General features: G+C 44.3%; 14 protein-coding genes and 2 pseudogenes. 5 read left to right on the forward strand and 11 right to left on the reverse strand.

Features of this window, described 5'->3' with window-relative positions:
* Nucleotides 1–363: 363 nt before the first annotated feature.
* From I8U19_RS13985 to I8U19_RS17730, 4 genes and pseudogenes are all read left to right on the forward strand, one after another.
* The gene (locus I8U19_RS13985) at nucleotides 364–774 is read left to right on the forward strand and encodes a DUF1259 domain-containing protein (protein ID WP_370589403.1); all 411 of its coding nucleotides are present in this window, start codon (nucleotides 364–366) and stop codon (nucleotides 772–774) included.
* Between the two features lie 48 nt (nucleotides 775–822).
* Complete coding sequence (locus I8U19_RS17725) at nucleotides 823–1,233, forward strand: transposase (protein WP_198056227.1); 411 nt, start codon at nucleotides 823–825, stop codon at nucleotides 1,231–1,233.
* A 222-nt stretch (nucleotides 1,234–1,455) separates the two neighbouring features.
* Nucleotides 1,456–2,229, forward strand: a complete 774-nt coding sequence (locus I8U19_RS13995; RefSeq protein WP_198056228.1) for a DUF2935 domain-containing protein — start codon at nucleotides 1,456–1,458, stop codon at nucleotides 2,227–2,229.
* Between the two features lie 82 nt (nucleotides 2,230–2,311).
* Nucleotides 2,312–2,449 (forward strand): annotated as a pseudogene (locus tag I8U19_RS17730) (Tn3 family transposase); the annotation flags it as partial.
* A gap of 180 nt (nucleotides 2,450–2,629) precedes the next feature.
* On the opposite strand, the gene I8U19_RS14005 reads toward I8U19_RS17730, so the two are convergent.
* The 8 genes and pseudogenes from I8U19_RS14005 to I8U19_RS14035 all read right to left on the reverse strand — a co-directional run bounded on the left by I8U19_RS14005 (nucleotide 2,630) and on the right by I8U19_RS14035 (nucleotide 8,406).
* The gene (locus I8U19_RS14005; RefSeq protein WP_198056229.1) at nucleotides 2,630–3,010 is read right to left on the reverse strand and encodes a tyrosine-type recombinase/integrase; all 381 of its coding nucleotides are present in this window, start codon (nucleotides 3,008–3,010) and stop codon (nucleotides 2,630–2,632) included.
* 84 nt (nucleotides 3,011–3,094) lie between these two features.
* Nucleotides 3,095–3,544, reverse strand: a complete 450-nt coding sequence (locus I8U19_RS14010; RefSeq protein WP_198056230.1) for a site-specific integrase — start codon at nucleotides 3,542–3,544, stop codon at nucleotides 3,095–3,097.
* 270 nt (nucleotides 3,545–3,814) lie between these two features.
* Nucleotides 3,815–4,177, reverse strand: coding sequence for a VOC family protein (locus I8U19_RS14015; protein WP_198056231.1), 363 nt, complete (start codon nucleotides 4,175–4,177; stop codon nucleotides 3,815–3,817).
* 143 nt (nucleotides 4,178–4,320) lie between these two features.
* Nucleotides 4,321–4,719 carry an SRPBCC family protein gene (locus I8U19_RS17350; RefSeq protein ID WP_232331141.1) on the reverse strand — a complete coding sequence of 133 codons (399 nt, stop codon included), beginning with the start codon at nucleotides 4,717–4,719 and terminating at the stop codon, nucleotides 4,321–4,323.
* A 102-nt stretch (nucleotides 4,720–4,821) separates the two neighbouring features.
* A pseudogene (locus I8U19_RS17355) lies at nucleotides 4,822–5,037 on the reverse strand (ArsR/SmtB family transcription factor); the annotation flags it as partial.
* 420 nt (nucleotides 5,038–5,457) lie between these two features.
* Nucleotides 5,458–5,694: a DUF4158 domain-containing protein gene (locus I8U19_RS17735; RefSeq protein WP_370589789.1), complete on the reverse strand. Its 237-nt coding sequence runs from the start codon at nucleotides 5,692–5,694 to the stop codon at nucleotides 5,458–5,460.
* 36 nt (nucleotides 5,695–5,730) lie between these two features.
* Nucleotides 5,731–6,339 (reverse strand): transglutaminase domain-containing protein, encoded by a 609-nt coding sequence (locus tag I8U19_RS14030; RefSeq protein ID WP_198056234.1) that lies wholly within the window; start codon nucleotides 6,337–6,339, stop codon nucleotides 5,731–5,733.
* Between the two features lie 552 nt (nucleotides 6,340–6,891).
* Nucleotides 6,892–8,406: a class I adenylate-forming enzyme family protein gene (locus I8U19_RS14035; protein ID WP_198056235.1), complete on the reverse strand. Its 1,515-nt coding sequence runs from the start codon at nucleotides 8,404–8,406 to the stop codon at nucleotides 6,892–6,894.
* 251 nt (nucleotides 8,407–8,657) lie between these two features.
* On the opposite strand from I8U19_RS14035, the gene I8U19_RS14040 reads away from it, so the two are divergent.
* On the forward strand, nucleotides 8,658–9,419 hold the full coding sequence (locus I8U19_RS14040; RefSeq protein WP_198056236.1) for a MerR family transcriptional regulator: 762 nt from the start codon (nucleotides 8,658–8,660) through the stop codon (nucleotides 9,417–9,419).
* A gap of 69 nt (nucleotides 9,420–9,488) precedes the next feature.
* Here the strand turns inward: I8U19_RS14040 and I8U19_RS14045 are convergent, their stop codons facing one another.
* The 3 genes from I8U19_RS14045 to I8U19_RS14055 all read right to left on the reverse strand — a co-directional run bounded on the left by I8U19_RS14045 (nucleotide 9,489) and on the right by I8U19_RS14055 (nucleotide 11,848).
* The gene (locus I8U19_RS14045; protein WP_198056237.1) at nucleotides 9,489–9,827 is read right to left on the reverse strand and encodes a YmaF family protein; all 339 of its coding nucleotides are present in this window, start codon (nucleotides 9,825–9,827) and stop codon (nucleotides 9,489–9,491) included.
* Nucleotides 9,828–9,959: 132 nt separating this feature from the next.
* A complete protein-coding gene (locus tag I8U19_RS14050) occupies nucleotides 9,960–10,442 on the reverse strand; it encodes a thermonuclease family protein (protein ID WP_198056238.1) in 483 nt (160 codons plus the stop codon).
* Nucleotides 10,443–10,651: 209 nt separating this feature from the next.
* A complete protein-coding gene (locus tag I8U19_RS14055) occupies nucleotides 10,652–11,848 on the reverse strand; it encodes an acyl-CoA dehydrogenase family protein (RefSeq protein ID WP_370589784.1) in 1,197 nt (398 codons plus the stop codon).
* Nucleotides 11,849–11,853 lie beyond the last annotated feature (5 nt).

An 11,853-nucleotide genomic window follows, 5' to 3' on the forward strand; every position in this document is an offset into this window, starting at 1 on the left:
AAAAAAATTCCCTCATTTTATATATGGGGACCGAATGAGCCAAAAGTGACATAACGAACAAAAATCATGAAAAAAATTTTCCCACTCATATACAATAAGCACAAAAGTGCTCTAAAAGTGACATATGGATCAAAAAGTGACGCAGAATTAATGTGGCCAGATTTGGATTTACCTCGGATTAACCCCTTATAGTTCAACAATTAGAGAAGACCTGCTCGAAAATCTCAGTAATCTAATGAATTTGGGCAGTCCCTATATAGCCGGATCTGACATACCAGACACGCCCTAGTTGGATAGCAGTTTCACAATTTTATTTTAATTCATATCTTAATTTGTACCCTTATTGTAAAAGGAGGTTATGAGGTGAAAACAGTAGGTCCTGTTTGTAAAAGATTTGCAGCCATACTTGGCGGAACTCCTCAAATTGTCAATGGTGTTTGTACCGTAACCCGGATTATCCCCCATCATGTTACCATTGAAGGTCGTCGGTCTAAATCGCCTTTGACATTGGCAGCTTTATTTTCCTTTGAATCGATCGATAAAAATGGGCGAGCTTTAAATCTTGGGGAAACTCATATTTTACAAAAAGACGTCAACCGTTTTATCTCCGCATTACGAAAACGAAATATTCTAGTAACGGCTTTGCATAATCATTGGCTGTTTGACAAACCTCGGATGATGTTTATCCATTGGCAATCTGTAGAAAATCCCATAACTTTTGCGCAAAAAACAGCTGAAGCACTTAAATACGCATTGGAAAAAGGTGGAACATGAGATCGCTAGCTCAAGCATGTCCAAACCTACTGTCATGCCGTTTCTGATGTGGATTGGCTTGTTTTCGTCGACAGCACCATTGTCCGAGCTCATCAGCAGCCGCAGGCGCGCCAAAAAAAGGGGGATCCTCGCTTCCAAAATGAGGCACTCGGACGAAGCCGTGAAGATCTGACGACAAAAATTCACCTCGCTTGTGACGGGAAAGGTTGTCCGCTTGCTTTTACCCTCACTCCGGGTCAGCAACATGATTGCACCCAATTGCAAGCTTTGCTCGACTCGATCTGTGTTCCCAGTTTCGGAAAAGGAAGGCCTCGTAAGAGGCCGGATCATCTCATTGCGGACCGTGGTTACAGCTATCCGTCCTGTCGACTTCTTCTGCTTAAACGGGGCATTCCTCATCAATCCCGGAACGTAGGGATCAGGCTGAACGCCGGTCCAAAAAAGTCGAAACGTGATTGAAGGCTGTATTAATCGTCTGAAACAATGGCGCGGCTTCGCCACTCGTTATGAAAAACGGGTAGCTTACTTTTTTTGCTGCCATCGGCTTGATTTCCCTGATGATTTGGCTCAATTAGTGATTCACCAGACACGCCCTAGTCGTTTTTTTCATTTTTTGGGCATATGGCGGCAAATGCCTTACATAATCATATGATTAGTTACTAACAAGAATGGGGTGGGACTATGTCCTATACGGATAATTATGAAAGAGACATCTATGGGATAATAGCTTTTTGGGTACAAAACAATTTTGATCACGGTCGATTTTTTGATAGAGAAATAAGCCATTATGAAGTGGAACTAGCCCGTACGAACCAGTATATGATTCAGCATTTGGGAACGATATTGGAAAAAGCAAAATCAAAAAAAGCGGATGTCGGAACTTTGATTAATGAAGCTCAACATGCGACACATGAATTTCACAGTTTACTCACCTATACGCTGGATAAAGCTTTACGGTGTGAAGTCATTATTTCAACTCCACAATCACTTCTCGATCATATGATACGGGAAGCAGAAGAGACTGTGTCAGTCTTTAAATTACTACAGACTGGTAAGCGAGTTTCACCAGCCGACGCAACCATACATGAAAATTACTTTTGGTTGAGGCAAATGGCGGATCATCTTAGCTTTATAAGCCATTATTTAGATACATCAAATTATGAACTTCATGATCGGGTTAGACAAATGACAAAAAAATTTGAAAACCTATTTCTCCAAGCAAATGCACTCAGAACAATGATACGCCGTCCACGTAATGAGGTGTTACCGGTTTTACACAACTTCAACCAAATGGTTATTAAAGAAGCTAAAGATCTCGAAGCATTTAAATTGGAATTAGACGATCTAATCAAACGATGTGCTGCTGTTACAACTTCACCGCCAGATTTATTAGAACATATTGCCAGGGAAGCGCATCACTTATGGAGAAACTTAGAGGATCAGGTTATATTATAGCACCCCTCTCTTAAATCTTCTTTTCTACCAATGTGAACATCTACCCATACAATTTTTACTCGATAATGGTTGCTTTAATCCAATTGCATGTCAATTAAGGCGAGAAGGTTATTACATAGACCCAGACGATCTGAGTGCACTCAGCCCTTATCTAACAGAACATATCAAGCGATTTGGTGATTACGTAATCGATTTACAAGAACCGCCTCAGCGCCTTTGATGGAAAGCTGGAATTAAAGCTAAAAACCACTTGAAGGCTCCTAGACCCCTGTTTTTATACATGAAAAAGAGCTTCCCTTCTCGGGTAGCTCTTTGTGTATTTCAGGGTAATGGCTTGGAACCGGCACAATTATTTATTCATCATTTAAGGGGTTACCCGTGTCGGCTAATAACTTGTGGTTTACATCCGTTCTTCACTAATAAGCTCAACGGCTTTTCTTAGCTCTCTTTTCGATGGTGTCGTATAGCGCCGGGTCGTTTCGATGGATTCATGACCGGCGAGCGCAGCCACATTTTGAATATCCACGCCTTGATCAATTAAGCTTTTGCAGAAGGTATGGCGCAAGCAATGGGCAGATACTTCTTTGTCATCCAAGACAAGGAAGTATTTTTTTAATTGGTCATGGATCCCCTGGCGTGTAATCGGCGCGCCTTTGCGGGTAACAAAGAGGCGGTCGGTTACGAGCTGGCCGCGCTGCTCGATCCATTCCTTATAAGCGGTAATCAAATCGGGATTCATGGAGACCATGCGACATTTACCACCTTTTCCGGCAGTGACCAATATCTTTCGTCCACCGTCATCAAATCCAAATCTTTCACTTCGCTGATCCGCAGGCTCGCTCTTAACAAGATCATGATCGTCGCTTTATCGCTTGCGTTTCCATTCGTTTTTGACGCTTTCGACAGAATGAAGAATTTTGGCCACTTCTCTTCGTTCTAACCAGCGCGGAGCCTCGTTGACCTGAGAGGAGCGCTTGGTTTTCACCTTTTTCGTGATATCAACCGGAGCCAGACCCGTATCAATGAGAAAGGACCAATAAACTTTCAGGGAGGAAATTCGCTTATTGATGGTGGCCGGTTTCAATTTTTCGTTGGTTTGCATGTGTTGCTTCCAATCTTGGACATCCAAGATCGTAATGTCTTTTGGGATGAAATCGACACGATTGGTTTCCATATACCATTTCTCGAAGAGTCGACGGGTCGGAGATAGGAAACCCTTTCCTTCTTGTTTGAGCCAAGTTTCAAATTGGTCTAAGTAGTTGATCATGATCACCTCATCGGTTATGTATTCTGTAAAAGTTAATTTTGCCTTCATTACATCGTATTCTGTAAAGTAAATTCAATGGGTTCGGATAAATTTTGTTGACAGAATACATATTCTGTAAAGTTTTTTATTCCCGAATTCGCTCCTCCTGATGGGGTAGGGGTAGAAGGAGCATCCGTCGATTTTGGCCACCATTTACCCAATAAAACGCCATCTAAGACTCAAGTGTTCAATGATAAATGCTCCAAAACAATGAGGCGATCGCTTCCGATATTAGCTGGAGAGCAATCGCCTCATAAATTCTAGGCTATATTTATATGATTAGTTACGTGTGTTGAGGATCCAAGTTACGCCGAATCTGTCTGTTACTACTCCATGTGCTGGGCTCCAGGGAGTTTCTTGCATCGGCGAAACTATTTGACCACCAAATACTTCTTTTGCTTTTTCTGCATCCTTCAACGGCATGTATAGGGTCACCTGAGATGATTTTATTTTATTTGGTGGTAATTCGTCTGAAAGCATAAAATCCGTATTACCCACTTTTAAATGTGCATGTTGTACACGTTCCTTCGCATCATCAAGAACAACTGTAACAATTTCTGCATCCAATGTGTTTTCATAGAAATTAACAGCTTCTTGTCCATTTCCATCCAAGACTAAATAAAAGTTAAATCCTAAATTCATAAAATTCACCTCAATCTATAAAGCTCGCACCATGCGAACATCTTCGCTAATAGTTCCTCAAGATGTGTAGATTTTGCGACCTTAATGGTTACGTGATTGATCCCCATATCAAGTTGGGGGTGATTTGATGAGCGCCCGCACAGTTATGCCAACACTTTTTCGAGCTGGTCAAGCATTCTCTGCCAACCATGAATCGCTCCGTTTTTCGCTTGTTCATTTTTGAATCCAGTTTGTTCAAGATGCAGATGGGTAGTACCGTCCGGAGCTTTTTTCAAAGTCCATGTAACCGTTGTATTTTCCGAACCGCTTACCCAAGTGTAAGATAACTTCTGAGGCTCGTCCACTTCGAGTACTTCGCAATCTATAATTCCATTCCACCATTCTGTTGGCTCGGTCCGAAACTGAAATTTATGCCCAACGACCGGTTTAAAATCATTATCCATCCCTATCCATTTCGCGAGAGTATCCGAATCTGTTAAGGCAAACCACACCTGCTCGATTGAACTTTTAAAATGAAAATCTAGTGAAACATCTGGTTTCATTTTTGTTCCTCCTGAATCCTCTTGTAGTAAATCCTTTAAAAGCACAATTCTTTCTTTCCAGAATTTCTCGTAAAAAGATACCCAATCCTGAATTTCTCTCAATGGAGCGGCATTCAACCGATACCGCGTTTCCCTACCAACTCTTCGGTCGGTTACGAGACCGGCGTCTTTAAGGATAGCCAAATGTTTGGAAACCGCTGTACGCCCCATTTGAAAATGAATCGTTAATTCATGAAGAGGCAATTCTTCCGCATCTGCTAACAGACGAAGCAGTTTACGCCGAGTTGGATCAGCAACGGCGGCAAAAACGTCCCGCATTTGACCTTTTTTCGTTCAAATCACCTCCCCCTTATAATCATTTCCTAAAATGACACCGATTAATTAGACACCATTTGGTGTCGTATTCATTATAGGACACCGATTAGTGTCATGTCAAATCCTATTTATTGGTAAGATCATACCAAAACTGCCTACCTTCACCCCTATAAGGGGTAGAGGGAGCATAGAGCAATTTGCCGCCATTTCGGAAATAGGTGGAAATCAGGCTGAAAAAAGTACCGAAAATGATTATGGGGTTGGAGCTACTGGCTTTGGTCCATCAAAATATAAGCGTTTGAGCTGTCAAAACTGACGAAGAAGTTCCGACTCCCGTATTTCTGAATCGAGCCATGTTTCGACTCGCTCCTCCTATCGATGGATTCTCGCTCCAATGTGAGGGAGAGGTTTTTTCTTTCACCATCAAAGCAAAAGAAGAGGTAGTTTCATTCGGTCACGGATATAATCGACAATCTGAGCAGGCACTTCTTCGAGTTTAGGAAAATAGCCCAACCGTTGCGAAGTCTTCAATAAAATCATTGCGCTTAGCAAGGATTTAGGGCCCCGTGTTAATTCGTATACAAACCGAACTTCTTCGCCCGAAGGTTTGTATACCCGTTCCAACTCTTTTCGGTGTATGAACGCTTGTGCCGGGGAGATGCAGTACGCTCAATAGATGCTAAGGTCAATCCCCCCTCATGCTGTAGTCAAGTTTATTTGTTCACTACATCTACCCCTAGCTTGATGATAGGGTGGAGGTTCATTCCGATTGTGTGTCAATGCGGCGATGCACGCTTCACGTATCTCCCACACTTTTCTCCAGTCCTTGATGGGCACGCCTGAGGATGTCACCCAGTGTTTCAAATAATCTTGATGAAACCGTATCTTTTCCTCCCCAATTCCTTCGGGTGTAATCTCTTTTTCCGCCAGGAATGAAAGGTGATCCCATCCGTTTGACCAGTCAGACGCGTGAAATCCAAATACCGCAAAGCCGTATCTCTTTAACACCTCGCCAACATCGGGTGTGTTGGCCTTATTCATCAAATAAATGCCGACCATCAACCGGACGGGAATGTTGTTTTCCTCCGCCAACATGGCCAACAGCGCGTGCTTCGTACTACATGTCCCTTTCCCCTCGCGCAAGACTGATCGCGCATCCACCCGGTCTGCATTCCGCCCGTACGGCAACGTCTGCAAATAACAGGAGGCTTCCTGGAACGTCTGTACACCCAAAAACTGAAACGCCTGGGACACTTCTCCCACAGGTTGCAAACAAAAATCCAAACGTTGTTCAGAGCTTTTCATTCCCTCACCCTCTCGAATCAGATTCATCTGATTTGATAGTACTTTTTTCGATAATCATTCTAAAAAGTCCCTTTAATAAAAAACTATTCTTATGTTTCGCTTGCAAAAGCTCAAGGTAAACATTTAGGGAGACCCAAGTTCAATTTACAGACGCTGTCCCTTGAGCAACGCCAGTTATTAGCCTCTCACTATTCGAGATGGAAAAACAAATAGATTACAGCCGTTGAATTCATGCGGTTACTCGGGCTGAAAAAGAACTCATTTTATAAGGTAGTCAAAGAGTACTAGAGCAAGTGATATCTATAAATAATTGGCCAATATGAAATAAAGCCGTTCCTTTACCAGGAATCGGCTTTTTCTAACTTTCCCCATTTGTAACTATATATTTTACACGTATCTCGGACTTCCCCCGGTATACAACATATTTCTCCTCCTCGATTAATACATTAATCCCTCCTCCAAGGTAAGGGTCAAGCGCTTTATAAAAATTGTTTGCGGAAATCGGGAATAAAAAACCCCCTCCCGTTTGCAATGAGAGGGGGTGAGACATTTTCATCCTTGCTTGATCGCTTGCTCTCTTAATACCCGCTTTAACACTTTTCCTACGTTGTTTTTTGGAAGTGAATCGATAAATACCACTTCCGATACTTTATAATTGGCCAATTTTTGGTGGCAGTGATATAACACGTCTGCTTCCGTCAAATTGGAGCCGGGTTTTTTGACGATATATGCCCGTGGAATTTCTCCCCAAACTGCATGAGGAATCCCGATCAGAGCCACTTCCAGAACATCGTCCAGCTCTTTGATCACACCTTCGACCTGGGCAGGATAAATATTGGTTCCTCCGCAGATGATCATATCCTTGTATCGATCCAAAACGTATAAGAAGCCATCTTCATCAACTTTTCCCGCATCTCCGGTACAGAACCATCCATCCCTCAGTGCTTTTCTCGTAGCTTCCGGGTTATTCCAGTATCCCATGAAAAGCTGCGGCCCTCTGATCAAAATTTCTCCTACTTCACCAGTGGGCACTTCTTGACCGGTTTCGGGATTTATAATCTTGAGTTCACCTCCCAAAATGGTCTTCCCGGATGAGATGCATTTTTCCATGCCCATATGGGGATGCCAGACGGAAAACAGGCCTGTACATTCCGTGCACCCGTAGACTTGTGTGATCTCATATCCGTAAAGATCGTATTGTTCAATCAGTTTTCTCGGAACCGGCGATCCCCCCACGATAAAGTTTCGCAGGGAAGTAATCTCTTTCTGGCTCCTCATCAGTTCAGGCAGCATATAGATGAACATCGTCGGAACGGCGAACATGGTGGCGATTCTCTCCGCCTCGATTAATTCCCATATTTTTGAAGGGTCGAAATCTTCCATAAAGACAATAGTCATCCCTTGATAAATCGCGCCCAATGTAATGATGATTCCGCTAACATGAAACAGCGGGGCAGCTGCGAGATAGCGGTCGCGAAAACGCCATTCCAATGCATTTGCAGTGGCAATCACACTGAAAATCCAGCTTTTGTGGCTGGTGACCACGCCCTTTGGATTGCCGGTAGTGCCGGAAGTATAAATAATGGTTGCCGGATCATCTTCGTGGAGCACAACATCAGGTTCGTCAACAGGACGGTTATGTAATAGGGTTTCGAGAGAAAGAAGGCCATCTATGCCGGATTCTGCTCGGATCTCCGTAAACTGGAGATCTGGTTTTTTGGCTTCGGAAAGCAAGAAAGAGAATTCCTTGTCATAAAAGACGACTGCAGGTTTACTATCCCTTAAGATGTATTCCAGCTCATTGGGATTCAGTCGCCAATTCAGCGGAACGGCAATTGCCCCCAATTTCATCGTAGCAAGAACAATAACCGGAAACAAATAATTGTTCTTACACAGGATAGCGATGCGATCTCCCTTTTTCACCTTTAATTCCAACAAATAATGGGCCATTTGATTGACTCTGTGATTGTACTCCTGGTAAGTATATCGTTTCCCGCGATCCACCAGCGCTTCTAATCCCGGAGTAAAATGAACCCGATAATTCATGATGTCTGTAATTGTACGCATAAAATCCTCCTTTTGGACAACGCTTTCTCCACTGCAGAGCTTTTGATATTGTATATGATTTTAGAAAGAAACCCTTACCGATTATATTCCGGTTAATTGAAGTCCACGAGATCGCAATCACCAGAGCCAAGATAAACTATCCTTTTTCATTTTAGATTTTTTTATTTATATGGTCAATTTTATTGAAGAAAAAAAGGATTGACCTTTACGCAAACGGAAAGGTGTACAGTAATAGCACAGGGGGTGAACACATGGAATACACGGTACAGAAACTGGCCTGTCTGGCAGGAATCAGTGCCAGAACGCTTCGGTATTATGATGAGATCGGAATTCTGAAGCCGGCCAGATACAACTCCTCAGGTTACAGGATCTACGGTCATGCGGAAGTTGACCGCTTGCAGCAAATCCTGTTCTACAAAGAGCTGGGAGTCCGTCTTGAGGTAATCAAAGAGATCGTCACTTCCCCTGACTATGACGGACTGGAAGCATTGCGGGCACACCGACGGCAACTGCTTGACAAAAGAAAGCGGTTGGATATGCTGATTGTCAATGTGGAAAAAACCATTGCCTCCATGGAAGGGAGAATCATCATGACTGATCAGGAGAAATTTGAAGGTTTGAAACAGCAGATGATTGACGAGAACGAAGCCAAATATGGTGAAGAAATTCGTGCCAAATACGGCGATGAAGCCGTGGATCGCTCCAATGAAAAACTGAAAAACATGACCAGAGAAGAATTTGAAGCGATGACCCGGCTGGAAGAGGAAATTCAGTCGACGCTGGCCAAGGCATTTGCCACTGGTGATCCGGCTGGCGAACTTGCGCAAAAAACGGCGGCGCTGCATAAACGTTGGCTGACGTTCCACTGGAGCGATTACAGCAGGGAAGCACACGCCGGCCTTGCCCAAATGTATGTGGATGATGAGCGCTTCAAGGCATACTATGAAAAGCAGCCTGGCATGACCGAATTTTTAAGAGACGCGATTCTCATCTTTACCGGGATGAGGAAATGATGGTACAGAGTGCACAAAAAAGTTCCTGGCGGAAATCCAGGAGCTTTTTCTTTTAAACGCAAAGGCGTGCTATTTGGTTCCCGGAGCCGGTTGATCCACTCCCCTGACCCGGTGCCGATGTCCGGCATCCTCCGATGTATAAAAATCATAATAATGAACATGCATACCATTTCCCACCGGGATGGCCGGTCCGGAATAAGCCTTGTAATAATGCATGTGACCACTTTCAAAGACAACATAACCTTCCGTATAGTGAATGTGGCTCCCGTCCTTTGTCGGAATTGGCGGGGAGGAAACATCCAAACATTGATGAACATGACCGGCATCAACGGACGTATAATCAACCGAACCGTGGTTGTGATTGGGAACAAAACCGCTGACAAAATCGCTTTTTCCCACTCTGTCCATTCGACTCACCCCTGTTCCTCAGACCTTTCTTTTTTTGATTGATATGCCGGATTATCTACCTTTATGAGATGCCGGCCACGGCTGCAAAGCAAAATAAAAAATCCTACATCACCAAAGGACGTAGGATGCAAATCAATTTCGGATTTTGCGGACGCGGTTGATCATCGTGCCACCAGCTTGTTCGTATTGCCATATTCCCCGATTCTCTTGTTTGGCTTTCTCTTCGATTCGTTTAAATTCATCCAAAACCTTGATCTCTTCTTTGATGCCCCGCGCTTTTTTGGGGAAGACACACTTGGCCAAACCTTTTCGCAAAAGCAATTTTTGCAAATGCTGGTCATCGACATAAACATGCGCCAGCAGACGTCCGTATTGGTCGCGGTTAAGCTTTCCTTGTTCGATGTAGACCTGTTTCGCCTTCTTCAACTGGCTGACAATATACCTTTTAGCTTCCAACGCTTTGAAATGCTCCAGCAGATTGACAGCGTTCAACTCCGGGGTATCGACATACAAGAAGCGCACCCGTTCCACTCTTCCGTCTATTTTTACCTTGATTGTGTCTCCATCAACAACCCGAATCACTCTCACCGGTTTTCTGCCCTTTATAAGTGGCACACCATTCATCTCCTCTGTGTTTATGGTTGTCCACTTCCCTTATTTTTTTATTATAGCATAATTTTTTTCCTATTTATAAAATTGGAATCGAAGTGTGTTTAGTTTTTTCGGGTGAATCGGGCTGTTCTTCTTTTCTCGCATCTTCCGTATTTACACGCTTTCCGGGTGGTACAGTTCGTAAACGGCGGCGGGAAGCTGTCTTTTTGTTCTTATTCGTTAAATGGCCAAGGGGGAAGCATCTTGCGCAAAGGCTTGTCCACACGATACCCGAGCGCATATTCTCCTTGCATCAGGGTGTGAATCTCCCGTGTTCCTTCATAAATGACAGGAGTTTTTGCATTGCGCAAGTAGCGCTCCACCGGATATTCATTGGAATAACCGTATGCCCCGTGGATTTGCACGGCATCGTTGGCCGCTTCAAAGGCAGCATCACAAGCAATCCACTTGGCCAATGAGGTTTCCCGCGTGTTGCGCTTCCCCTGATTTTTTAACCAGCCGGCCCGGTAGACGAGCAAGCGGGATATTTCCAGATTGGCGGACATTTTGGCAATCATTTGTTGGACCAATTGGTGTTTGCCGATTTCCTTGCCAAAGGTTTTCCGTTCATGGCAATACTTGATGCTCGCCTCCAAACAGGCGTTAATCAGGCCGCATGCTCCGGCAGCCACCGTGAAACGGCCATTGTCCAAAGCTGACATGGCGATTTTAAACCCTTCTCCCTCTTCGCCCAGCCGATTTTCCACCGGCACCCGAACCTCCTCCAAAAACACTTCGCCGGTATTGCCGGCCCGAATCCCCAATTTCCCTTTGATCGCGCGGGTTGTCACGCCGGGGAACGTCCGTTCAACGATAAAGCAGCTGATTCCCCGATGTTTCTTGTCGGGATCGGTTTTGGCGAAGATCAGAAAATGATCGGCGATATCACAAAGCGAAATCCATGTCTTCTGTCCGTTCAGGATATATTCGTCTCCCGCCCGCTTTGCCGTGGTCACCATGGCGGCAACATCCGATCCGGCATTGGGTTCTGTTAGACCGAAAGCGCCAATCTTCTCCCCTCGCGCTTGCGGCACCAAATACTTTTGTTTTTGCAACTCGGTTCCCCATTGGAGAATCGTCATGCTGTTCAGTCCCGTGTGAACCGATACGGCGGTGCGGAAAGCGGTGTCCCCCCGTTCCAGCTCATCACAAACAATCGCCAATGTGTTATAATCCATGCCCGCTCCGCCGTACTTTTCGGGAATGCAAACCCCCATTAATGACAATTCGGCCAATCGCTCGATTACAGAGGTTTCAAAATGCCCTTTGGCATCCCATTCCCGAATAAAGGGGTTGATTTCCCTGTCAACAAATGAGCGTACTAACTTCCGGACGGCTTCCTGCTCTTCTGTAAGGGCAAAATTCAGCATTGAGA

This window comes from Thermoactinomyces sp. CICC 10523, from assembly GCF_016055105.1.
In the GTDB taxonomy this organism is placed as follows: domain Bacteria; phylum Bacillota; class Bacilli; order Thermoactinomycetales; family Thermoactinomycetaceae; genus Thermoactinomyces_A; species Thermoactinomyces_A daqus.

What these genes read in the sequence shown, in the direction of transcription:
- I8U19_RS13995 (WP_198056228.1), top strand. Translation starts at nt 1,456, where the DNA reads ATGTCCTATACGGATAATTATGAAAGAGACATCTATGGGATAATAGCT.
- I8U19_RS14010 (WP_198056230.1), bottom strand. Translation starts at nt 3,544, where the DNA reads ATGAAGGCAAAATTAACTTTTACAGAATACATAACCGATGAGGTGATC.
- I8U19_RS14015 (WP_198056231.1), bottom strand. Translation starts at nt 4,177, where the DNA reads ATGAATTTAGGATTTAACTTTTATTTAGTCTTGGATGGAAATGGACAA.
- I8U19_RS17350 (WP_232331141.1), bottom strand. Translation starts at nt 4,719, where the DNA reads ATGAAACCAGATGTTTCACTAGATTTTCATTTTAAAAGTTCAATCGAG.
- I8U19_RS14030 (WP_198056234.1), bottom strand. Translation starts at nt 6,339, where the DNA reads ATGAAAAGCTCTGAACAACGTTTGGATTTTTGTTTGCAACCTGTGGGA.
- I8U19_RS14035 (WP_198056235.1), bottom strand. Translation starts at nt 8,406, where the DNA reads ATGCGTACAATTACAGACATCATGAATTATCGGGTTCATTTTACTCCG.
- I8U19_RS14040 (WP_198056236.1), top strand. Translation starts at nt 8,658, where the DNA reads ATGGAATACACGGTACAGAAACTGGCCTGTCTGGCAGGAATCAGTGCC.
- I8U19_RS14045 (WP_198056237.1), bottom strand. Translation starts at nt 9,827, where the DNA reads ATGGACAGAGTGGGAAAAAGCGATTTTGTCAGCGGTTTTGTTCCCAAT.
- I8U19_RS14055 (WP_370589784.1), bottom strand. Translation starts at nt 11,848, where the DNA reads ATGCTGAATTTTGCCCTTACAGAAGAGCAGGAAGCCGTCCGGAAGTTA.